We start from the raw sequence: 22,152 nt of genomic DNA on the forward strand, positions 1-22,152 counted from the left end.
CGCCCAGCCTAGGCCGCAGACGCGGACGGCGCCCTCGGGCGCCGTCTGCAATCGCTGTAGGGGGAGTCCCCAGCCGCGGGTCAGCGCGCGTCCGGGTGCTTGACGTCGTAGCCGATCCGGGTCGGCTTGATGCCGTCCATCACCAGCGCGTAGCTGACCTTGTCGAAGGTGCGGAACACCATCGCGTGCGCGGCGTACTCGTCCGGCAGCGCCACGGTGCCGCTACCGCCGGTGAAGCCGTCGTCGGCGCGAGAGGTATTGGGGTGACGCACGCGGTCGTTGACCCGGGTGCCATGGCGCCACAGCGACACCACGGTGCCGTTGTCGATGCCTTCGCGGCGGCCGCCGGAGATGGCGATCACGTCGCGCGGGCCGGCCGCGCTGAACGCGTCGGCCACCGCCAGTACGCGCAGGCCGGCGGCCATCGCCTGCTCGGACGGCGGATGCGGCACGAACTGCAGGTCGTAGGGCTGCGCCTCGACCGGAATCAGGCGGTCGCCGGCGCGCACTTCGCGGCCGTTGTCCTGCAGCAGCAGGCCGGTGGCCTGGCGGCCGTCGGCGGACACGCGGGCGACGGTGCCGATGTTGACCTGGGCCAGTTCGTAGCCGAGGGTCTCGCGGCGCTTGTCCGGCGGCACGAAGGTCTGCCACAGGTTGCCGCTGCCGGGGATGCTGCGGCCTTCGGCGTCGAGGTCGTCGCTGAGCTTGGGCAGCAGGTAGCGCACGGTCGGGCGGACCACGGCGTAGCGCTGGCCGGCCTGGGCCTGGCCGAGGCCGACCGCGTAGACCAGTTGCCCGTCGGTGGCGCGCAGCCTGTTGTCTTCGGTGCCGACCACGTAGGGCAGGTTGTCGATGCGGTCGACCACGCGCAGGTTCTTCAGGAACGGCTCCACCTGCGCCAGCGGGATCGCGTCGATCGGCGCGTCCTGGCGCGGGCCCGGCTTGACCTCGGCATGCGCCACCCGGTCCAGGTAGGCCAGGCTGAGCACGTCGCCGGGGTAGATCAGGTGCGGGTTGTGCACCTGCGGATTGGCCTGCCAGATTTCCGGCCACAGCCAGGGCTTGCCGAGGAAGCGCCCGGCGATGTCCCACAGCGTATCGCCCTTGCGCACCACGTAGGTGTCGGGGTGTTCGGCGGCCATGCTGGCGGAAGCAGCGTAGGTCGCCACGGTGAGCATCGCCACGGCGACGACCGTACGGAGTCGATTGAACATGAGCGCGGAGCCTGATTCCCCAACAGGTTCGCGCACTATAGTGCAGAACCCTGGTGCGGGCGCAAGCGGCGGGCGCAGAAACGGGTAGAATCCGCAGGTCTTGCCGAATCGTCCGGCGCCCCCATCTTGGGTACCGCTATGGCCCTGCTCCCCATTCTCGAATTCCCCGATCCGCGCCTGCGTACCAAGGCGGTGCCGGTCGACGCCGCCGAGGTCACCTCCGCAGCCTTCCAACGCCTGCTCGACGACATGTTCGAGACCATGTACGACGCGCCCGGCATCGGCCTGGCCGCCAGCCAGGTCGACGTGCACAAGCGCTTCATGGTCATCGACGTCAGCGAGGAGAAGAACGCCCCGCAGGTGTTCATCAACCCGCAGATCGTGCAGCGCGACGGCGAACAGGTGTACCAGGAAGGCTGCCTGTCGATCCCCGGCATCTACGCCGACGTGACCCGCGCCGACGCCATCACCGTGCGCTACCTGGACCGCCAGGGCCAGCCGCAGGAACTGAGCACCGACGGCCTGCTGGCGGTGTGCGTGCAGCACGAGATGGACCACCTCGACGGCAAGCTGTTCGTCGACTACCTGTCCCCGCTCAAGCGCGAAATGGTGCGCAAGAAGCTGGCCAAGGCGCGCAAGCACGTGGCTTGAAGCGGGGAACCGGGAATGGAGAAACGGGAATCGTAAGTGCGGTACCCGTGGCCTTTCCGGGTTCGCGCTTTTCCCATTCTCCATTCCCCATTCCCGGTTCCCAGCCTCCATGAAACTCGTCTTCGCCGGTACGCCGGACTTCGCCGTGCCGTCGTTGCGCGCGGCTGCGCAGCGCCATGAAGTGGTCGCGGTCTACACCCAGCCGGACCGGCCCGCCGGGCGCGGCCGCGGGCTGACCCCGTCGCCGGTCAAGCTGGAGGCGGTGGCGCGCGGCATCCCGGTGCTGCAGCCGCAGACGCTGCGCGCGCCGGAAACGCTGCAGGCGCTGCGCGCGCTGCAGCCGGACCTGATCGTGGTGGTGGCCTACGGACTGATCCTGCCCAAGGCGGTGCTGGCGATTCCGACCCATGGCTGCTGGAACGTGCATGCCTCGCTGCTGCCGCGCTGGCGTGGCGCCGCGCCGATCCAGCGCGCGATCGAAGCCGGCGACAGCGAGACCGGGGTGTGCCTGATGCAGATGGAAGCGGGTCTGGATACCGGCCCGGTGCTGTTGTCGCAGCGGACCCCGATCGGTGCCGACGAGACCGGCGGGCAGTTGCACGACCGCCTGGCCGCGCTCGGCGCGCAGGTGCTGGCCGACGGCCTGGGCCTGCTGCGCGCCGGCCTGCGTCCGGTGGCCCAGCCGCAGCCGGAGGCCGGCGTCACCTACGCGCACAAGCTGGACAAGGCGCAGGCGCGGTTGGACTGGCAGCAGCCGGCGGCGCAGCTGGCGCGGCAGGTGCGCGCCTTCGATCCGTGGCCGGTCGCCGAGGCGGTGCTGGCCGGCGAGCGGGTGCGGGTGCACGGTGCGATCGCGCTGGACCTGGCCCACGCGCAGCAGCCGGGCACGGTGCTGACCGCGTCCAAGCAGGGCATCGACATCGCCTGCGGCCAGGGCGCGCTGCGCCTGCGCGTGCTGCAGCGCGACGGCGGCAAGGCGATCACCGCCGCCGACTACCTCAACGCACGGCGCGACCTGCCGGTCCTGGCCTGAGGCGTCGACCATGCCTGCGTACGCCGCGTTGGGCCTGGCAAGCGCGGCTGTGGCCGCCTGCGCGCTGCGGCGCGGGCGGGCGTCCACTGCGTCGCGCACTCCCATCATCCGCACGCGCAACCACGACACGGCATGCGCGCTAGAGCCTGACACCTCCCGGAGCGCCCGCCGATGACCGCGACGCCCGCCGCTGCGTGGCCGCCGGGCGTGGCCCCGCGGGTGCTTGCCGCCCGCGTGCTGACCGCGGTGATCGACCGCGGCCGCTCGCTCAAGGCCGAACTGGCCGCCGCGTTGCCGACGCTGCCGGATCCGCGCGACCGCGCGCTGGTGGAGGCGATCTGCTTCGCCGTGCTGCGCCGTCGCTCGGCCTACGAAGCGGCGCTGCGGATGTGGCTGCAGAAGCAGTTGCCGCAGCGCGACGCCGAACTGCGCGGCCTGCTGCTGGCCGGTTTCGCCCAGCTCGATGCGCTGGGCCTGGCGCCGCATGCGGCGCTGTCGGCGACGGTGGAGGCGACGCGCGCGCTGGATCGGCCGCGCCAGGCCGGGCTGGTCAACGCGCTGCTGCGGCGCGCGCTGCGCGACGGGCTGCCGGCGGTGGCCGCCGACGCGGGCTGGCCGCTGTGGCTGCGCGACGCGCTGCGCGCCGACTGGCCGCAGCAGGCCGAGGCGATCTTCGCCGCCAGCCAGCAGCCGGCGCCGCTGTGGCTGCGGGTCAACCGCCAGCGCGGTACCCGCGACGCCTATCTGCAGGAGCTGGCCGCGGCCGGCATCGCCGCGCAGGCCTCGCCGCTGCTGGCCGATGCGATCCGCCTGGAGACGCCGCTGGCGGTGGGCGCCCTGCCGGGCTTCGCCGACGGGCGCGTGTCGGTGCAGGACGGCGCGGCGCAACAGGTCGCCGACGTGCTGGCGCCGGCGCCCGGTGCGCGCGTGCTCGACGCCTGCGCGGCGCCCGGCGGCAAATCCGCGCACCTGCTCGAACGCGATCCCAGTCTGCGCCTGACTGCGCTGGACGTGGATGCGCGGCGCCTGGCGCGGGTCGGCGAGACCTTCGCGCGCACCGGCGCCGGTGCGCAGGCGCAGCTGCAGGTCGCCGACGCGGCGCAGCCGCAGGACTGGTGGGACGGTGTGCCGTTCGACGCGGTGCTGCTCGACGCGCCGTGTTCGGCCACCGGCATCGTGCGCCGCCAGCCGGACGTGCTGCTGCATCGCCGCCGCGAGGACGTGATCGCGCTGCAGGCGCTGCAGGTGCGCCTGCTCGACGCCGCCTGGCAGGTGCTGCGGCCGGGCGGTGTGCTGGTCTACGCGACCTGCTCGCTGCTGCAGGACGAGAACGCGCGGCAGGTGCAGGCGTTGCTGGCGCGGCAGCCCGGTGCTGCGCTGGAGGATCCGGGCGCGGGCTGCGGGCATGCTTCCGGCGGTGGCCGCCAGCGCTTCCCCGGCGAGCAGTACTGCGACGGTTTCTACTACGCAAGGTTCCGCAAGACGGCATGAACCGGCCCCGGTATCATCGCGTCCCATGCTGAAGACCCGCGCCTCCCGAGAGTTCTGGTTGTTGGCCATCCTGGCCGTGCTGGTGCTCGGCGCCGGCCTGGGCCTGCGCGATCCGCACCCGGCCGACGAGCCGCGTTTCGCACTGGTCGCCAAGCAGATGGTGGAGAGCGGCAACTGGCTGTTCCCGCACCGCGGCAACGAGCTGTACTCGGACAAGCCGCCGATGCTGATGTGGCTGCAGGCCAGCTTCTACACGCTGTTCGGCAACTGGCGGGTGGCCTTCCTGCTGCCGTCGCTGCTGGCCGGGCTGGGCACGCTGGCCTGCGTCTACGACCTCGGCCGGCGCCTGTGGACGCGCCGCGTCGGCATGTACGCGGCCTACGCGCTGCTGTTCGCCTTCCACTTCACCTACCAGGCGAAGAAGGCGCAGATCGACCCGTTGGTGGTGTTCTTCATCACCCTGGCCAACTACGCGCTGCTGCGCCACCTGTTGCGCGGGCCGGACTGGCGGTTGTGGGCGCTGGGCTGGTTCGCCGCGGGGCTGGGCACCATCACCAAGGGCGTGGGCGTGCTGGCGCTGCTGATGCTGCTGCCGGCCGCGGCGGCGTCGCTGGCGCACTGGCGCGGGGTGCGGGTCGGCCTGCGCGATCCGCGCTTCTGGCTGGGGCCGCTGGCGTTCCTGGCGGCGGTGTCGATCTGGCTGGTGCCGATGGTCGCCACCGCGCTGTCGAGCAACGCCCCCGAGTACCGCGCCTACCTCAACGACATCCTGTTCCGGCAGACCGCCGGCCGTTACGCCAAGTCCTGGGACCACGCGCACGGGCCGCTGTACTTCTTCGGGGTGATGCCGAGCATGTGGCTGCCGGTGCTGCTGGCGCTGCCGTGGGCGATCCCCGCCTGGGCGCGGCGCCTGCGTCGGCGCGACGCGCGCTACCTGCTGCCGCTGGCCTGGTGGGCGCTGGTGGTGCTGTTCTTCTCGATCCCGACCGGCAAGCGCGACGTCTACGTGCTGCCGGCGCTGCCGATGCTATGCCTGGCGATGGGGCCGCTCATTCCAGGGCTGTTGCGCAAGCCCGGGGTCAAGCGCCTGCTGCTCGCGTTCACCGCGCTGCTGACGCTGGCGCTCGGCGGCGTGGGCGCGGCGATCCTGCTGGGGCACGGCTTCCGCGCGAAGATGATGGAAGACCGCGGCATCGATCTGGCGACCGTGCAGGTGCTGGCCTGGATCCTGCTGGCGATCGGCCTGTGGGGCGTGGCCAGCCTGGCCGCATTCGCGCGGCGCCGCCCGGAACTGGCGACGGTCTCGACCCTGACCATGGTCTGGGTGATGGCAGGCTTGTTGGTGTACCCGCTGATCAACATGTCCAGCTCGGCGCGCGGGGTGATGGAGTCGGTGGGGCGCCGCATCGGCCCGGAGGCCGAACTCGGCCTGGTCGCCTGGAAGGAGCAGAACCTGCTGATGGCCGACCGCCCGGCGACGACCTTCGGCTTCGTGGTGCCCTGGGACGAACAACTGCGCCGCGGCATCGCCTGGCAGGCGCAGGCGCCGCAGCGGCGCTGGCTGCTGGTGCAGGAGGCGGCGATGCTGGGCTGTGTGGACCGCAACGCCAGCACCCTGGCCGGCGTGTCCAACCGGCGCGACTGGTGGCTGGTCCCGGCCAGTGCGATACACGGCCACTGCGTGGTCACCCAGGACGACCGCGACCGCCTGCGCGAGCAGGACAAGGACCGCTTCGAATGAGCCGCCTCCGCGCGTTGCGGCGGCGTGGTGCCGCTGGCGCCCGGCGCGCTGCGCGGGCAGGGAGACGCGCGTGCCGCCACGCCTGATCCGGGTCATCAGCCGCGACAACGGCGGCGGCCTCAGCCGCGACCTGCAGGTGGTCGCCGACCTGCTGCGCGAGACCGGCCGCTACCGCGTGGAGGTGCTGGGCTTCGGCACCGTGCGCATGGCCAATCGGCTGCGCGAACTGCGCCTGTTCCTGCGCAGCCTGCTGTTCGGGCGTGCCGACCTGCAGATCTTCCTGGAGCGGGTGTATCCGCGCTGCCTGGGCAGCGGCTTGCGCAATGCCCTGATCCCCAACCCGGAGTGGTTCCGGCACAAGTGGCTGCGCTGCCTGCCGCGCTTCGCCCAGGTGCTGTGCAAGACCCGCCAGGCCGAGCAGCGGTTCTCCACGATGGCGCCGACCGCCTTCATCGGCTTTTGCAGCGACGATTGCTACCGTCCTGAGGTCCCGCGCGAACGCGCCTGCCTGCATGTGGCCGGGCGCAGTTCGGCCAAGGGCACGGCGCTGCTGCTGCAGACCTGGGCGCGGCACCCCGAGTGGCCGCGGCTGACGGTGGTGCAGAGCGCGAAGAAGTCCCACCCGATCGAGGCCGAGAACATCGACTACCTGACCGGCTACCTCGACCAGCAGGAACTGCGGCGGCTGCAGAACGCGCACCGCTTCCACCTTTGCCCCTCCGAGGTGGAGGGCTTCGGCCACTACATCATGGAAGCGCTGAGCGTGGGCGCGGTGGTGATCACCACCAACGGCGCGCCGATGAACGAACTGGTGAGCGCCGAGCGCGGCGTGCTGATCGATCCGGTCGGCGAGGGGCCGGACAATTTCGGCGTGCGCTACCGGATCGAGGCCGCCGGCCTCGAGCAGGCGATGAGGCAGGCGCTGGCGCTGTCGCCGATGCAGTGCGACGCCCTGGGCACGGCCGCGCGCGGCTTCTTCGAGACGCGCCGGCGCGAGTTCGGCGAGCGCCTGCGCGCGGCGGTGGCCGATCTGCTCGGGGAAACGCCGCCGCCCGCCGTGCCGGCCAGCCATGGCGCCGATCGCGAGCAGGTCAGGCCGGGTTAGGGAAGCGCCCCGGATCATCGCCGACCACCCCCTCTCCACGGTCTTCCCTCCTTGATGTCCCAGCCGATCGCGCCACGCCATGCCGTTTCCGCGTTCTCGCGCCAGTCCCTGGCCGAGCGCGGCGCGGCGCTCGCGCTGCTGTGCCTGCCGGCGCTGGTGATCAGCATCCCCAGCGGCCTGCTGCCGTTCGGCCTGCTGCTGCTGGCGACCAGCCTGCTGGCCCTGCCGCGGCTGCGCCAGGCGGTGGCGCCGATGCAGCCGTCGCTGCGCTGGCTGTGGATCCTGGCGGTGCTGGTGATCGGGCTGTCGTTGTGCTCGGTGCTGTACTTCGGCCAGCCGCTGAAGGACATCGACAACCGCACCCGCTTCCTGGTGCTGCCGTGGGCGGCGCTGTGGACCTACGCCCTGCGGCCGCCGCAGCGCCTGCTGTGGTGGGGCGCGCTGCTCGGCATCCTCGCCGCCCTGGTGCTGGCCAGCGTGCAGGTACTGCAGGGCCAGCCGCGTGCCGAGGGCTGGACCAACGCCATCGTGCTGGCCGACGTGGTGCTGATGCTGATGGTGCTGGCGGTGTTCTGCCGGCCGCGCGGGCAGTGGCCGTGGGCCGTGGCCGCGGTGGTGGCCGGCGGCATCGTCATCCTGCTCAGCGGCAGCCGCGGCGTGTGGCTGGGCGTGCTGTTGCTGCTGGTGGTCAGCGCACTGTGCCTGCGCTGGCGCGACAGCGCGACGCGGCTGATGATCCTGGGCGCGTGCACCGCGCTGGCGGCGGTGCTGGTACTGAGCGTGCCGGCGCTGACCAAGCAGACCCGCCTAGCCGAACTGCATCACGACGTGCAGCGCTACGAGCGCGGCGACAGCGATTCCTCGGCCGGCGCGCGCATCGAACGCCTGCAGGTGGCGGCGGCGACCTTCGTCGAACACCCCGTGGTCGGGGTCGGCGTGGGCCGCTTCGACAATGCCATGCTGCGCCTGCCGGACTGCCGCAAGGGCTTCGTCGAGCGCTGCCACCTGGGCCATGCGCACAACGACCTGGCCGAGTGGAGCGCGACCCAGGGCCTGCCCGGCACCGTGCTGATCCTGATGGTGTACGGCGTGCCGCTGTGGCTGCTGCTGCGCCTGTACCGGCGCCGGCCGCAGCCGCATTTCCACGGCGCGGCGGCAGCCGGGATCATGGTGGTGGCGGCCTACATCCTGTGCGGCATGACCCAGTCGATGTTCGCGCACCAGGTGAGCACCGGCTTCTACGTGGCGCTGGTGGGCGTGTTGATCGGGCTGGCGGCGCGCGAGGCGGTGCCGGCACAGGGCGCTGAAGGCGCCGCGCGAAGCCGGTAGACTGCCGATCCCGCATCGCCGGGCGGCGCGGCGCCTGGCGCCGACCGCCGGCACCGCGCCTGACTTCCGGATACCGCGCGCCATGGCCGACGCTGCCGCCGCCACCCTGCCGCTGAGCCTGGTGGTGATGACCTACAACGAGGCCGCCAACATCGCGCGCTGCCTGGACAGCGTGCCGTTCGCCGCCGACAAGCTGGTGGTGGACTGCGGCAGCACCGACGACACCGTGGCGATCGCCCGCGCGCACGGCGCGCGCGTGGTCGAGCAGGCCTGGCTGGGCTTCGGCCCGCAGCGCAACTTCGCCTCCACCCAGGCCGCGCACGACTGGATCCTGGTGCTGGACGCGGACGAATTCCTGTCCGACGCGTTGCGCGCCGAATGCCAGGCGCGGCTGCCGCAACTGCTCGCCGAGGACCGCGTGGACGCGGTGTGGCTGCGCCGCAGCACCTGGTACATGGGCGCGCCGATGCGCTGGTACAAACCGATGGTCGGCGAGCGCCTGGCGCGGCTGTACCACCGCGGCCGCGCGCGCTGGAGCGATGCGCGGGTGCACGAATCGCTGCGCTTCGACGGCGCCAGCGCCACGTTCGCGCCGCCGTTCAACCACCTGCACAACCCGACGCTGGTGCACAAGCAGCTCAAGGTGCTGCGCTACGCCGAACTCAAGGCGCTCGGCTGGCGCGACAAGCGCAAGCCGGTGAGAATGTGGCAGAGCCCGTTCGTGTTCGCCGGCGCCTTCCTCAAGGACTATCTGCTGCGGCTGGCCTTCCTCGACGGCTGGCGCGGCTTCGTGGTGGCGCAGACCGCGGCCAGCTACGCGCTGTACAAGCGCATGCGCTACTACGAGATGCAGATCAACCCGGCCTCGGTGGAGCAGGCACGGGCGCAACTGCAACGGCACGATCTGGAGCACTGATGAGCAAGCACTATCTGCTGTACGGGTCCGAGCGCTATGCGCTGGCGATCCTGCGCCCGCTGCAGGCGGCGATCCGCGCGCGCGGCGACGAGGCGGCATGGTTCTTCGACGGCCCCGGCGCCGAGGATCTGAGCGCCGACGAGCGCCATCTGGCGACGGTGGAAGAGGTGCTGGCGTGGAATCCGTACGCGGTGATCACCTCCAGCAACGCGGTGCCGCATTTCTTCCCCGGGGTGAAGGTCGAGACCTTCCACGGCTTCGATGCCGGCAAGCCGCGGCACATCTACGTGCGCGGCTTCTTCGACCTGTACTGCACCACCGGCCCGCGCGACACCGCCGCGTTCGGCGCGCTGGCGCGCAAGCTCGGCCACTTCGCGGTCAAGGAGACCGGCTTCCCCAAGATCGACCCGTTCATGCGCGAGATCGGCGCGGAGCTGGCGCCGGTGCGGCAGCCGCCGGTGATCCTGTACCACTCCACGTTCTCGCCGTCGTGGAGCGCGGCCGGCATCCTCTACGACGAGGTCGCGCGGCTCTCGCGCAGCGGCGAATGGCGCTGGATCGTCACCTTCCATCCGAAGATGGACCCGGCGATGGTCGCCCGTTACCGCGCGCTGGAGAGCGAGTACCTGCACTTCGCCGACAACGACAACATCCTGGAGCTGTTCCCGCAGGTGGACATGATGTGCTCGGACACCTCGTCCGCGCTCAACGAGTTCCTGCTCACCTACAAGCCGGTGGTGACCTTCAAGAACCGGCGTCCGGGGCCGCAGTTGATCGACATCGACGATCCGGCGCAGTTCGAACCGGCGATCCGCCGCGCGCTGCAGCGGCCGCCGGAACTGATGGCGGCGATCCGCGAATTCGCCGATGGCCTGCATCCCTACCGCGACGGCCAGTCCAGCGAGCGCGTGCTGCAAGCGATCGACGAGTTCGTCGCCGAGGGTGCGCGCAACCCGCGGCGCAAGCCGCTGAACCTGTGGCGCAAGCTGAAGATCCGCCGCCGCATCGGCTACTGGGGACGCGGCGCGCGTCGCTGACGCGCAGCGCCGCCGCGCGCGTTCACCAGCGCAGCCGTCGCTGCGCCAGCGCTGTGCCCAGTTGCTCGTACAGTGCCCGCGCCTGCGCGTCCGGCAGTAGCCGCATGCGCAGCGGCGGTTCGCCGTGGCGGGCGCCGGCGGTGTCCAGCCACAGGGTCGCGGTGCCGCAGCAGCGGTCCAGCGGCGAACGGCTCAGGTGCAGCGTCTGCAGCTTGTCCAGTTCGGCCAGCCGCCACCAGCGCCGCCACCAGCCGCCGCGCACCGCCACGTAGCGCGCATCCAGCGCGTAGCCCATGCGCTGCGCCTGGCGCCAGGACTTGAACGCCGACCACGGCAGCCACAACAGCAGCAGCGCGGCCCAGGCGCCGAGGGTGGGCCACAGCCCCGCGCACAGCAGCGGCACCAGCAGCAGCGCCGGCAGCGACAGGCGCCACCAGTAGCGCGTGGCGATGCCGTGCCAGTGCGCCGGCGGCCAGGCGATCTGCGGCAGCAGCCGCTGCAGCAGCGCATCGCAGGCGGCCGGCGTGGCCAATGGCGCCAGTTCCGTCAGCGCGTGGTCGTGCCCGTGCCCGTGGTGCGACTGGATCACCGCCGTGTCGATGTGCAGGCTGCGCCGTCGCAGCAACCGCTGCAGCACGCTCTCGTGCAGGGTCCAGGCCTGGATCCGGCGCCGCGCCACGCTGCTGCGCAACCGCGTCAGCAGGCCGCGCTCCACGGTCAGCCGGCGCTCGCTCTCGCTCAGCCGGAAGCCGTGGTACTGCACCAGCGCCAGCCCCATCGACAAGGCGCGCATCAGCAGCAACAGCGTCGCCAGCATCATGGCGAAGGTCACCGCGCCCGCCATCCAGCCCAGTTGCAGGTGCGTGGCGTAGCCGAACAGTTGCCGCCCGTAGTGCTCGATCGCGTTGGAGATCATGCGCTCGGGGAACAGGTGGTAGGTGGCGCCGAACGCGGTGAGCAGCACCACCATGCCGCGGTTGGAGATCAGCCCCTGGCGCAGCACCTCGGTGGTGGGCAGCGCCAGCAGCAGTTCGCTGTCCGGCGCGGCAGCGGGTGCAGCGTCGGCATCGGTCGCGGCGATCGTGTCGGCGGCGGGTGCGCGGTGGCGGATCTGCTGTTCCAGCGCCAGCGCCTGGTCCAGCCGCAGCACCCGCATCTGCGCCTCGGGCTTGGTGCCGCCGGCCGACTCCAGCCGCACCTCGGCCACGCCGAACAGCCGATGCAGCAGCGACTGGTGCACCACCACGTTGTGGATGCGCGCGAACGGGATCTCGCGCAGGCTGCGTTCCAGCCAGCCGCTGCGGATGCTCAGGCTGTCGTGGCCGATGCGGTACTGGTAGGTGAGATAGCGCAGCAGCGACACCGCCACCAGCCCGCTGCACACCGCCAGCATCACCAGGTGATCGGCGTGATCGCGGTGGCCGTCGCGGCTGCCGAACACCAGCAGCGCCAGCAACGGCAGCAGGAAGTGCCTGAGGTGCTGCAGCAGCACGAACAGCCACGACCACGGATGCAGGCGCCGCACCGGCGTGGTGTGTTCAGCGTCGGCCAGGCCGCTCACAGCGCGTCGTCGTCGTGGTCGAGCTGGTGCGCCAGGCGCTCGCGCAGGCGTTCGGCGTCGGCCTGATCCAGACCGGGCACGGCGACCGCGGTATGGCGGGTGCCGGCGGTGTGCACGACCAGGGTGGCCAGGCGCAGGGCGCGTTCCAGCGGGCCGCGGCGCAGGTCCAGGTGCTGCACGCGCGAGATCGGGACGTGCGTCTCGCTCTGCCACAGGCGCCCGCGGAACACGTCCAGGCCCTGGGCATTCAGCCGCCAGCGGATGCGCCGGTGGCGGACGAAGCCGACCCAGGCGCCGCACAGGCTGCCCACCGCCGCCGCCACCGCGCCCAGGGCCAGCGCATGCAGGCTGTGCAGGCTGAGGCCGACGATGCCGGCGGCGACCACCAGGCTCAGCCCGAGCATGCAGCCGCCGCCGAGCGCGGCCAGCCAGGCGCCGCGCAACGGCACCGGTTGCCAGTCGGCCGGCGGCCAGTCCGCGGGCGCCGGGGAGGCGGCGAAAGCGCTGGGCGCGGCGGGGGTGTCGTCCATGGGCGGCGGTGCGATCACGTCGGGGTCTCGGGGCGCGGGCGCGCGGCGTGGCCTGCGATCCTAACGCGGCGACGGCGGGCGTGCGCTGCCCGCCGCCCGGTTTCCGTCCCGATCCGCGCAGGCGGTGTGGGGCCGACCTGCGCCGGTGGTTCAGCGCGCCGCGCGCAGCAGCGCGTCCACGTCCAGCGCGTGGCCGGCGCGGGTGGCCTTGGTGCGCAGGTAGCCCTCGTTCTCGGCGGTGATGGTGCCGGTGACCGGGATGCGCTCGGTCACCTCGATGCCAGCCGCGCGCAGGCGCTCGGCCTTGTTCGGATTGTTGGTGAGCAGGCGCACGCGGCCGATGCCGAGCCCGCGCAGCATCGCCACGGCGCTGCCGTAGCGGCGCTCGTCGGCGCCGAAGCCCAGTTGCGCGTCGGCGTCGATGGTGTCCAGGCCGTCGTGCTGGTAGCCGTAGGCGCGCATCTTGGTGGCGATGCCGGTGCCGCGGCCTTCCTGGTCCAGGTACAGCAGCACGCCGCCGCCCAGCGCCTTGAGCTTGGCCAGGCCGTGCCGCAACTGGTCGCCGCAGTCGCACTTGAGCGAGCCGAACAGGTCGCCGGTGAGGCAGGAGGAATGCACGCGCACCGGGACCGGCGCGCTCAGGTCGGGCTGGCCGATCACGATCGCGACCTGGTCGCGCTGCGCCACGCCGCCGCGGAACACCACGAATTCGCCGGGACCCAGGTCGCGCAGCGGCACCTGGGTGCGGGTGACCAGGGTGTAGCTGTCGGAGGCGGCGAGGGCGCAGCCGTGTTCCAGGTCGTCCAGGCGCAGCGACTGGCAGCCCTGGAAGGCGCTGCTGTCCGCGCCCAGGTCCGCCGCGACCATCGCCGGCAGCAGCAGGCCCAGGCGCGCGATCTCGGCGGCGCCGGCATCCAGCGCGTCGCCGGGCAGCCAGTGCGCGGGCACCGGGCCGTCGCGCAGGTAGGCCAGCGCCGCCAGCGCGTCGTAGGAGTGCCCGGCCAGGGCGATGCGCGCGCCCTGCGGCGCATCCAGGCCCAGCACTTGCGCCCGCGGCGGCGTCACGAACAGGTAGTGCCGCTGCCCGGTGGCCTCGGCGAAACCGAGGTAGGACGGTTCGGTACTGCTGTCCAGCGCCATCACCGCGCGGGTGCGGCCGTTGCCGTCTTCGAGCAGGACCGGGCGCCCGGCACGCAACTCCGATGCCGCGCGTTCGCTGCGGATCGCGGCAGGATCGCCGAAGGCGTGCGCGGAAGGGGCGGTGGGGCTGGTCATGCACGACTCCAGATGGGGGATCGGCGGCGCCGCTTCAAGGCTGCCGCATCCGGTCGCGGCGGCACCGGCGCGGCGCCGGCAGGCGCATGGCGCCCGGCGCCATTGTCGCGCGCTTTGCCGGACGCGCCAGCCTGCAGGCGATGGAACGCACTGTGCCCGCTCGCGCGCGCCGCCGATGCAACCAAATCGGCGGCTGCGGCAACGCACCGGCGCTGGGTGGGTGTGCACGTGCCGCCGGTTGCTTGCTACTGTGCGGCACCGCGTCCGCTCCGGCCCCCGCATGCAGCTCGTCGATTGCACCGAACCGCGCCACGCGATGGCGATCCTGGAGATCTTCAACGACGCCATCGCCCATTCCACCGCGCTGTACGACTACCGGCCGCGCCCGCCGGAGAGCATGGCGGCGTGGTTTGCGACCAAGCGCGCCGGCAACTTCCCGGTGCTGGGCCTGGAGGACGCCGACGGCACCCTGCTCGGTTTCGCCAGCTACGGCACCTTCCGCGCCTGGCCGGCGTTCAAGTACAGCGTCGAGCACTCGGTCTACGTGCACCGCGACCATCGCGGCCGTGGCGCGGGGCGGCGCTTGTTGCAGGCGCTGATCGAGACTGCGGAGGCGCGCGGCGTGCACGTGCTGGTCGGCGGCATCGACGCCAGCAATGCCGGCAGCATCGCCCTGCACGAGCAACTGGGCTTCGTGCATGCGGGCACCGTGCGCGAGGCCGGCTTCAAGTTCGGGCGCTGGCTGGACCTGGCGTTCTACCAGCGCATCCTCGCCGGCCCGGCGCAGCCGCACGACGATTAGCGCGGGCTTTGTCAGGGGCGAGCGCCTCAGTCGCTCTTAGTGCGGATGGCGCTCAGTGGCGTAGGGATTGGGCTCGGCCGGGTCCGGGCGCAGGGTGTAGCGCTTGTAGGTCCACTGATACTGCGCCGGGTCGCGCCGCGCCACCCGCTCCACGCCCGCATTGAGCGCGGTGGCCGCGCGCAGCGGGTCGGCATCGGCGATGTCCGGCGGCGCCGGCTGCACGTGCAGGGCGAACTCCAGGTCGTTGCCGACGCGCTCGCACCAGGCGAACAGCACGGTCGCGCCGGTGCGCTCGGCCAGGCGGTTGACCAGGGTCATGGTCAGCGCCGGCATGCCGAAGAACGGTGCGAACACGCCATCGCCGGCCTTGGGCTGCTGGTCGGGCAGGATGCCGACCGCGCCGCCGTCCTTGAGCGTCTTGAACAACTGCCGCACCGCCGGACCCTCGGCGCGTACCTGGCGCACCCGCTCGCCGCTGCGCACCAACTGCAGGAAGGCGTCGCCCACGGCCGACTCCGGCGCGCGGTAGACGATGGCGATGTCGCCGCGCGAGGCCAGCCACTGGTTGAGCAACTCCCAGTTGCCGAAATGCGGTGCGGCCACGATCACTCCGCGGCCGGCGGCCAGCGCCGCGTCGTACAGCTCCTGCCCGTGGCGCAGGCGCAGCCGCGCCAGGTTCTGTTCCGGCGGCCGGGTCCACAGCGCCAGGGTCTCGAACGCTTGCCGCGCGGTCGAGCGCAGCACGTCGCGCTGCAGGGCCACGCGCTCGCTGGGCAGCAGCTCCGGATAGGCCAGCTCCAGGTTGCGCCGGACCACCCGGCTCTCGCGCGCATCCAGGCGCAGCCACAGCCCGGCCAGGCCGTCGGCCAGGCGGCGCAGCCACGGCCACGGCAGGCGTGCCACGGCGGCGGCGCAGCGGTACAGCAGGGAAGCGAGCGTGGCGGGTTTCATCGGCCCAGTTTATCCGCTTGGCGCATCTAGCCCGCCCGACCGGCATCGCGGGTCGCGTCGGCCGCGTGCGCTGTCGCTTTCTCAATCTCGCCCATTCGGCGATGATGCCGCACGATCGCAACCGTTCGTCGCGGTGCGGCCAGTAACGAATCCCCAATCCCCAATTCCCACCCTATGCTCTCGTTGATCCAACGCGTCACCCAGGCCTCGGTCAGCGTCGATGGCGAGGTCGTGGGCCAGATCGGGCCCGGCCTGCTGGCGTTGGTGGCGGTGGAGCCGGGCGACGACGAGGCCAAGTTGCAACGCATGGCCGAGCGCCTGCTCGGCTACCGGGTGTTCTCCGACGACAGCGGGCGCATGAACCGCTCGTTGCGCGACACCGGCGGCGGCCTGCTGCTGGTCAGTCAGTTCACCCTGGCCGCCGACACGCGCTCGGGGATGCGGCCCAGTTTCACCACCGCGGCGCCGCCGGCCGAGGCTGAACGCGGCTTCAACCGATTGGTGGAGGTGTGCCGCGCGCAGCACCCGCCAGGGGTGGAAACCGGCCGCTTCGGTGCCCATATGGTCGTCAGCCTGGTCAACGACGGCCCGGTCACTTTCCTGCTCCGGCCGTAGACGCCGGCGCGTTCCTGGCGGAGCCGTTCAGGCTCCTCGTCCGGCAAGCGGCGGTCCGGGCTGTTATAATGCTAGGTTCACTCATTCACCTACCTGCCGGTGGCGCGAGCACTCATGGCCAACGAACGTCCTGCCCAGCAATCCGACATCAAGCAACTGATCAGCAAGGGCCTGGAACAGGGCTATCTGACCTACGCGGAAGTCAACGACCATCTTCCCGACGATCTGGTCGACCCCGAACAGATCGAAGACATCATCGGCATGATCAACGGCATGGGCATCGATGTCCATGAAGTTGCGCCCGATGCCGAAACCCTGTTGCTCAACGACGGCAACACCGGCAACCGCGAAGTCGACGATACCGCGGCCGAAGAAGCCGCCGCGGCGCTGACCGCGCTCGACACCGAGGGTGGTCGCACCACCGACCCGGTGCGCATGTACATGCGCGAGATGGGCACAGTAGAACTGCTGACCCGTGAAGGCGAGATCGCCATCGCCAAGCGCATCGAGGAAGGTCTCGGCCAGGTGCAGGCCGCGCTGGGCGCGTTCCCGCTGGCGGTGGAGACCCTGCTCGAGGACTACGAACAGCACAAGGAAGGCAAGAAGCGCCTGGCCGAGATCGTGGTCGGCTTCAACGACCTGATCGAGGAAGAGCCGGCGCCGCCGGTCGCGGTGTCCGACGACGACAGCGCCACCGATGCCGATGCCGACGAGGATGACGACGAAGACGTCGACACCGCCGAAGAGGATGCCGGCCCGACCGGTCCGGATCCGGCCGAGGTCGCGCGGCGCATGGAAGTGCTGGCCACCGAATACGCCAAGTTCAAGAAGGCCCACGCCAAGAACGGCGCCGAGCACAAGCTGGTCACCAAGCTGCGCAACGACATCGCCGAGGTGTTCGTCACCCTGAAGCTGCCGCTGCCGCTGACCGACGTGCTGGTGCGCAAGCTGCGCGACACCATGGCCCAGGTCAAGGACCACGAGCGCCGCGTGCTGCACCTGGCCACCCACGTGGCACGCATGCCGCGCAAGGACTTCATCCGTTCCTGGGAAGGCAACCAGACCAACGTGGCCTGGGTCGACGACGCGCTCAAGCGCAAGCAGAAGTGGTCGTCGGCGCTGCGCGACGTCAAGGACCAGATCATCGCCGAGCAGGAGGCCACCGTGGCGGTCGAGCAGGCCACCTACCTGAGCCTGGCCGAGCTGAAGGAAATCAGCCGGGCCATGGCCTACGGCGAGGCCAAGGCGCGCAAGGCCAAGAAGGAAATGGTCGAGGCCAACCTGCGTCTGGTGATCTCCATCGCCAAGAAGTACACCAACCGCGGCCTGCAGTTCCTCGACCTGATCCAGGAAGGCAACATCGGCCTGATGAAGGCGGTGGACAAGTTCGAGTACCGCCGCGGCTACAAGTTCTCGACCTATGCCACCTGGTGGATCCGCCAGGCGATCACCCGCTCGATCGCCGACCAGGCGCGCACCATCCGCATCCCGGTGCACATGATCGAGACGATCAACAAGTTGAACCGCATTTCCCGGCAGATGCTCCAGCAGTACGGCCGCGAGGCCACCCCGGAGGAGCTGGCCAAGGAAATGGACATGCCCGAGGACAAGATCCGCAAGGTGATGAAGATCGCCAAGGAGCCGATCTCGATGGAAACCCCGATCGGCGACGACGAGGATTCGCATCTGGGCGACTTCATCGAGGACACCAACGTGGAGTCCCCGATCGAGAACACCACCAACATCAACCTGTCCGAGACCGTGCGCGACGTGCTCGCCGGGCTGACCCCGCGCGAAGCCAAGGTGCTGCGCATGCGCTTCGGCATCGACATGAACACCGACCACACCCTCGAGGAAGTCGGCAAGCAGTTCGACGTGACCCGCGAGCGCATCCGCCAGATAGAGGCCAAGGCGCTGCGCAAGTTGCGTCACCCGAGCCGTTCGGAACAGCTGCGCAGCTTCCTCGACATCGACTGATCGCGCGCGGTTCGCGGTCACGACAGAGCCCCGCCATGTGCGGGGCTTTTTCGTTGTTTCGCGCGATTCGGTCGTGGCGGGGAAGGCGTGGTCGTCGTCGCCGGTAAGTGCCAGATCAGCAGATGTCCGAATACCGACGTCACTGGGCCTGCCATGATGCCACGCCGGCTCAGGTTGCCTGGTGGTCGGCTTGGTTCGATTCCCCTGAGCGCGATGCGCTGCGTCGACGTACAGGCGCAGGCGGTCTGCGCGGCCAGCCCTCGTCCTCAACGCGCTGCGGCGAGTTTCCGCTTCACCTCGAGCAGCGTGCTGCCCTGGGGGCCGTAGATGCGCGACCCCAGCGCCACGGCGCGTCGCCAGTAGGCCTGCGCCTGGTCTGGGCGGCCGTTGCGCTGTTCGATGTCGCCCAGGCCATCCAGCGCCCCAAAGGCGTTCATCGTGCGCATGTACGACGCCTTGTCCGGGTCGCCCAAGTCGTCGACCAGCGCCTGAAACACGCGCTTGGCATCGTCGTCGCGGTTCAACTGCACGTACAGCAGGCCCAGCGAGTACCGGGTTGCCGACAGATAGCTGTGCTGCCGGCCCAGATGGGCGACGATCTCCTGGTTGGCCAGCAGCAGTTGCTGCTCGGCCTCGTGCGGATGCTCGCTGACCACCAGACCGAACGCGTAGCTGAGGCGGATGCCTGGCATCGGCAGGCGCTGCCGCGTTCCCTCGGCGACGACGTCGCGGAACAATGCCAGCGCTTCGTCGTTGTAGTCCTTTCGCTTTTCCGGCGCGAACTGACCGAAGTAGATCAGTTCGGCGGCCAGATTGTTCTTGGACTTGAGGGTGAGTTCATGGTGCGGGCCGTTCGCCCGCAGATGGATGCGCAGGGCTTCGCGCGCCTGGCCGATGGCGCCGGCCACATCGCCGGTGCCGGTGCGTGCGTAGGAGGAAAACCGCAACGCCTCGGCCATGTCGGGATGATCGTCGCCGACGCTGGCGTGGAAAATGGCGCGCGCTTGGTCGGTGTAGGCGAGCGCCTGCTTGAGGTCCGACTGGTAGATGAGCGACTCGGCGTAGGTCACCAGTGCCCGCGCGGTCTGCGGATGGTCTTCGCCGTACATGCGGCGCCGGCTGGCCAGCAATGCGGTGGCCAGCGCGTGAGCTTCGCTCGCTCGGTCCTGCAGACCGAGCGTGCGCACCAGGTAGCGCCGAGCGTCGTCGGCGACGGCCGGATCCAGCGGCTGGCTCATGCCGATCGCCTGTCGCAGGTCCTGCTCCGCAGCCGCCAACCGGCATTCCTGGGTGCGCCAATAGCCGCGCAGCGTGAGCAGTTCGGCGTGCGTCAGCGTGGTGTCGGCGCCGCCAGCCGGCAGTTGCGCCAGCGCCCGTTCGAGCAGCGCATTGGCCTGGTCCCGGTCGGCCTGGCCCCAGCGTGCGCGGGCACGCTCGGCGAGCAACGAGGCGCGCAGCCGCCGCCGCTCTGCGTCCTGCTCGGCAGTCGCGTCCACCTGCTGCAGGCCGCGCAATGCGGTGCGCTCGGCGCGCGGATAGTCGGCCTGCTGGTTCTGCAGACTCGACAGGATCGCCGCGATGCGCGCGTCGTCCGGCCGCAAGGCGATGGCTTCGGCGGCCAGGCTCGCCGCATGCGCGTCGTTGCCGATGACGTTGTAGCTGCGCGCCAGCGCGGCCAGGCCCAGGGCCCGGCTGGTGGCGGTGTGCGGAAACGCCGGATCGCGCAGGCGCCGTTCGGTGTCGGCGAGCAGGCGTTGCGGGGTCAGCGGCGTATCGCCCAATCCGGAGAGCGCGGTGCTGCCAAGGGTGCGCTCGAACAGGCGATCCAGTGCGGCGACCGAGCGGACCTCCTGCCGTGCCCGCTGCAATTGCAGCGTCGCGACGGCACCGCCGATCAGCAGCGCCGCAGCGGCGATGCCGCCCAGGGTCGCGGCCAGCGCGTTCCTGCGCAGGAACAGTCGGATGCGGTGCGCGCGGCTGGCGGGTGCGGCGGTCACCGGGCGATGCGCCAGCCAGCGTTGCAGGTCCGCTTGCAGCGCTTCGACGCTGGCGTAGCGTTGCTCTGGCAGGATCGCCACGCAGCGCAGTGCGATCCGATCCATGTCGTTCCCGATCGCCGCAGCGAGCGCACGTGGATGGCGCAGCCCGCGCGCCTGCGCGACCGCTGCGTCCGCACTGGCGGCCAGCGCACTGGGGTTGCGCGGCGCCGCGGGCGTCGGCAGGGAAGGAGTGCCGAGTGCGTGCAACGGTGCCGGGCCGGCGCCGCACAGCAGGCGGTACAGCACGACGCCCAACGCATAGATATCCAACGTGCGCGCCGGACGCGCTTCGCGCAAGGCTTCCGGTGCGGTGTAACCGTGACTGATGGCGATCGGCCTGCGCTCGGTCTGCAGGGTCCGTGCCAGCCCGAAATCCAACAGGCGTGGGCGGCCTTCGGCATCGACCAACAGGTTCGACGGTTTGATGTCCTGATGCAGAACGCCGAGGCGATGCGCATAGGCGACCGCCTCGCACGCCTGCAGCAACAGTTGCACCCGCGCGCGCGGCGACAGCCGTCGCGCGTCGCACCACTGGTCGATCGGTTGTCCGTCGACTTTCTGCATGGCGAACCAAGGATGGCCGTCGGCATCCACTCCGCCGTCGAGCAAGGTAGCGATACCGGGATGGTCCAGCCGCGCCAGCGTGTTGCGTTCGGTGCGGAAGGCCTCGACCAATGCTGGCGATGCGACGGCCATGCGCAGGCATTTCAACGCCACGGTATGTTCGTACTGGCCGTCGCTGCGTTTGGCCTCGTAGACGGTGCCCATGCCGCCTTCGCCGAGCACCCGTTCGATCTTCCACGGGCCGAGTTGGCGGTGCAGGCGTCGATCGGGCTCGGCGTCGGCCGCGTCGCCGGCGAGCGCCGATGGTGCCGGCCGGTCGAGCGGCGAACTGCGCGCATCGGCCTCCAGCAATGCGTCGAGCAAAGGAAATAGATCCGGCTGTTCGGTCCGCAGACGGGCCAGTGCCTCGGTGCGCTGCGATGCCGGCAACGCGACGAGGCTGTCGAACAGGGCGAGCGACCGGGCCTGCAGATCATGCATGGCGGGACAGCTCCGTTGTCGCCTGGACGTTCAAGTGGTGGGACAGGTAGGCGCGCGCCTTGCGCCAGTCGCGCCGTACCGTTCGCTCGTTGATCTGCAACAGGTCGGCGATCTCGGCTTCGTTGAGCCCGCCGAAGTAACGCAGTTCCACCACCTTGACCAGCCGCGGATCGAGCGCGGCCAGTGCTTCCAGGGCCTGATTCAGCGCGAGCATGTAGTCCGGCGCATGCGCCGTCTCGGCGGCGTCGTGTTGCGCGTCCAGCGGTACCAGGACCAGGCCCTGCCCACGTTTGTCGGTCAACATGCGCCGCGCCTCGTCCACCAGGACGAAGCGCATGGCGCGGGCCAGCAATGCCAGCAGGTGCGACCGAGTCGCTGCGGCCACCTCGGCGTTGACCAAGCGTAGCCAGGTTTCGCTGATCAGCGAAGTCGGCGACATGGCGAGGTCGCGTTGCCGCCGCGCCTGCGATCGGGCGATGCGGTGCAGGTCTTGGTAGAGCAGGGCATAGATCCGGTCCCAGGCGTGGGCCTGGCCGGCCTGGGCACTTTCCAGCAACTGCGTGATCGCGTCGTCGTGGGGGGGTAGGTGAGATGTGGGCATGGATCCCCCTAGACGGCATCACGCTTCGTGAATGTGTTCATAAGATGCGCTGTCCTCATTCTGACATCAAGCACGAATTCCTTGTAAGCAACCCCGCCACCCACTGTGCGGGGCGTAGACATGGGTGTCGGAGAGTCGGACGACGGGAGAGGCGGTCTTGGACGTAACGCGGCGAAATCGGTGGGTGCGGCTTGGTCGATGCGCTTGCAGCGGCGGTCGCTCGCGCCAGACGAGTGCGCC

At 70.8% G+C, this 22,152-nt stretch carries 18 protein-coding genes; 11 read left to right on the forward strand and 7 right to left on the reverse strand.

All coding sequences use genetic code 11. From position 1 onward, the window contains the following. Positions 1 to 80: 80 nt before the first annotated feature. Positions 81 to 1,214, reverse strand: coding sequence for a LysM peptidoglycan-binding domain-containing protein (locus RAB70_RS06660; RefSeq protein WP_148829207.1), 1,134 nt, complete (start codon positions 1,212 to 1,214; stop codon positions 81 to 83). Between the two features lie 138 nt (positions 1,215 to 1,352). Here RAB70_RS06660 and def point away from each other — a divergent pair, with 138 nt between their 5' ends. From def to RAB70_RS06700, 8 genes are all read left to right on the forward strand, one after another. Further along, positions 1,353 to 1,865 carry a peptide deformylase gene (def, locus tag RAB70_RS06665; protein WP_148829206.1) on the forward strand — a complete coding sequence of 171 codons (513 nt, stop codon included), beginning with the start codon at positions 1,353 to 1,355 and terminating at the stop codon, positions 1,863 to 1,865. Between the two features lie 109 nt (positions 1,866 to 1,974). Continuing rightward, positions 1,975 to 2,898: a methionyl-tRNA formyltransferase gene (fmt, locus tag RAB70_RS06670; protein WP_148829205.1), complete on the forward strand. Its 924-nt coding sequence runs from the start codon at positions 1,975 to 1,977 to the stop codon at positions 2,896 to 2,898. Between the two features lie 171 nt (positions 2,899 to 3,069). Continuing rightward, a complete protein-coding gene (gene rsmB, locus RAB70_RS06675) occupies positions 3,070 to 4,389 on the forward strand; it encodes a 16S rRNA (cytosine(967)-C(5))-methyltransferase RsmB (RefSeq protein WP_148829204.1) in 1,320 nt (439 codons plus the stop codon). A 25-nt stretch (positions 4,390 to 4,414) separates the two neighbouring features. After that, positions 4,415 to 6,130 (forward strand): glycosyltransferase family 39 protein, encoded by a 1,716-nt coding sequence (locus RAB70_RS06680; RefSeq protein WP_148829203.1) that lies wholly within the window; start codon positions 4,415 to 4,417, stop codon positions 6,128 to 6,130. A gap of 70 nt (positions 6,131 to 6,200) precedes the next feature. After that, positions 6,201 to 7,235, forward strand: a complete 1,035-nt coding sequence (locus tag RAB70_RS06685; protein ID WP_148829202.1) for a glycosyltransferase — start codon at positions 6,201 to 6,203, stop codon at positions 7,233 to 7,235. A 54-nt stretch (positions 7,236 to 7,289) separates the two neighbouring features. Then, positions 7,290 to 8,564, forward strand: a complete 1,275-nt coding sequence (locus RAB70_RS06690; protein ID WP_148829201.1) for an O-antigen ligase — start codon at positions 7,290 to 7,292, stop codon at positions 8,562 to 8,564. A gap of 82 nt (positions 8,565 to 8,646) precedes the next feature. Next, positions 8,647 to 9,480: a glycosyltransferase family 2 protein gene (locus tag RAB70_RS06695; RefSeq protein WP_148829200.1), complete on the forward strand. Its 834-nt coding sequence runs from the start codon at positions 8,647 to 8,649 to the stop codon at positions 9,478 to 9,480. Then, positions 9,480 to 10,517: a CDP-glycerol glycerophosphotransferase family protein gene (locus tag RAB70_RS06700; RefSeq protein ID WP_148829199.1), complete on the forward strand. Its 1,038-nt coding sequence runs from the start codon at positions 9,480 to 9,482 to the stop codon at positions 10,515 to 10,517. The genes RAB70_RS06695 and RAB70_RS06700 overlap by 1 nt, the downstream gene beginning before the upstream one ends. Positions 10,518 to 10,539: 22 nt before the next feature. Here RAB70_RS06700 and RAB70_RS06705 read toward each other — a convergent pair whose 3' ends face one another. The 3 genes from RAB70_RS06705 to ribA form a co-directional block, all read right to left on the reverse strand. Then, entirely contained in the window at positions 10,540 to 12,078 is a 1,539-nt protein-coding gene (locus RAB70_RS06705) for a PH domain-containing protein (RefSeq protein WP_148830394.1), read from the reverse strand. After that, on the reverse strand, positions 12,075 to 12,608 hold the full coding sequence (locus RAB70_RS06710; RefSeq protein WP_225851677.1) for a PH domain-containing protein: 534 nt from the start codon (positions 12,606 to 12,608) through the stop codon (positions 12,075 to 12,077). The genes RAB70_RS06705 and RAB70_RS06710 overlap by 4 nt, the downstream gene beginning before the upstream one ends. A gap of 150 nt (positions 12,609 to 12,758) precedes the next feature. Then, positions 12,759 to 13,883: a GTP cyclohydrolase II RibA gene (gene ribA / locus RAB70_RS06715; RefSeq protein ID WP_148829401.1), complete on the reverse strand. Its 1,125-nt coding sequence runs from the start codon at positions 13,881 to 13,883 to the stop codon at positions 12,759 to 12,761. A gap of 280 nt (positions 13,884 to 14,163) precedes the next feature. On the opposite strand from ribA, the gene RAB70_RS06720 reads away from it, so the two are divergent. Next, positions 14,164 to 14,685 carry a GNAT family N-acetyltransferase gene (locus RAB70_RS06720; protein ID WP_148829400.1) on the forward strand — a complete coding sequence of 174 codons (522 nt, stop codon included), beginning with the start codon at positions 14,164 to 14,166 and terminating at the stop codon, positions 14,683 to 14,685. A 36-nt stretch (positions 14,686 to 14,721) separates the two neighbouring features. Here the strand turns inward: RAB70_RS06720 and RAB70_RS06725 are convergent, their stop codons facing one another. Continuing rightward, the gene (locus tag RAB70_RS06725) at positions 14,722 to 15,636 is read right to left on the reverse strand and encodes a lauroyl acyltransferase (RefSeq protein WP_148829399.1); all 915 of its coding nucleotides are present in this window, start codon (positions 15,634 to 15,636) and stop codon (positions 14,722 to 14,724) included. A 174-nt stretch (positions 15,637 to 15,810) separates the two neighbouring features. On the opposite strand from RAB70_RS06725, the gene dtd reads away from it, so the two are divergent. Together dtd and rpoD are read left to right on the forward strand one after the other, a co-directional pair. Next, positions 15,811 to 16,251, forward strand: coding sequence for a D-aminoacyl-tRNA deacylase (gene dtd, locus RAB70_RS06730; protein WP_017911891.1), 441 nt, complete (start codon positions 15,811 to 15,813; stop codon positions 16,249 to 16,251). A 114-nt stretch (positions 16,252 to 16,365) separates the two neighbouring features. Next, complete coding sequence (gene rpoD, locus RAB70_RS06735) at positions 16,366 to 18,228, forward strand: RNA polymerase sigma factor RpoD (protein WP_010340704.1); 1,863 nt, start codon at positions 16,366 to 16,368, stop codon at positions 18,226 to 18,228. 266 nt (positions 18,229 to 18,494) lie between these two features. Here rpoD and RAB70_RS06740 read toward each other — a convergent pair whose 3' ends face one another. Then, positions 18,495 to 21,311, reverse strand: a complete 2,817-nt coding sequence (locus RAB70_RS06740; protein ID WP_148829398.1) for a serine/threonine-protein kinase — start codon at positions 21,309 to 21,311, stop codon at positions 18,495 to 18,497. After that, positions 21,304 to 21,912 (reverse strand): ECF-type sigma factor, encoded by a 609-nt coding sequence (locus tag RAB70_RS06745; RefSeq protein ID WP_148829397.1) that lies wholly within the window; start codon positions 21,910 to 21,912, stop codon positions 21,304 to 21,306. The genes RAB70_RS06740 and RAB70_RS06745 overlap by 8 nt, the downstream gene beginning before the upstream one ends. Positions 21,913 to 22,152: the final 240 nt, after the last annotated feature.

The sequence above is a fragment of the Xanthomonas sontii genome, from assembly GCF_040529055.1.
Taxonomy (GTDB): domain Bacteria; phylum Pseudomonadota; class Gammaproteobacteria; order Xanthomonadales; family Xanthomonadaceae; genus Xanthomonas_A; species Xanthomonas_A sontii.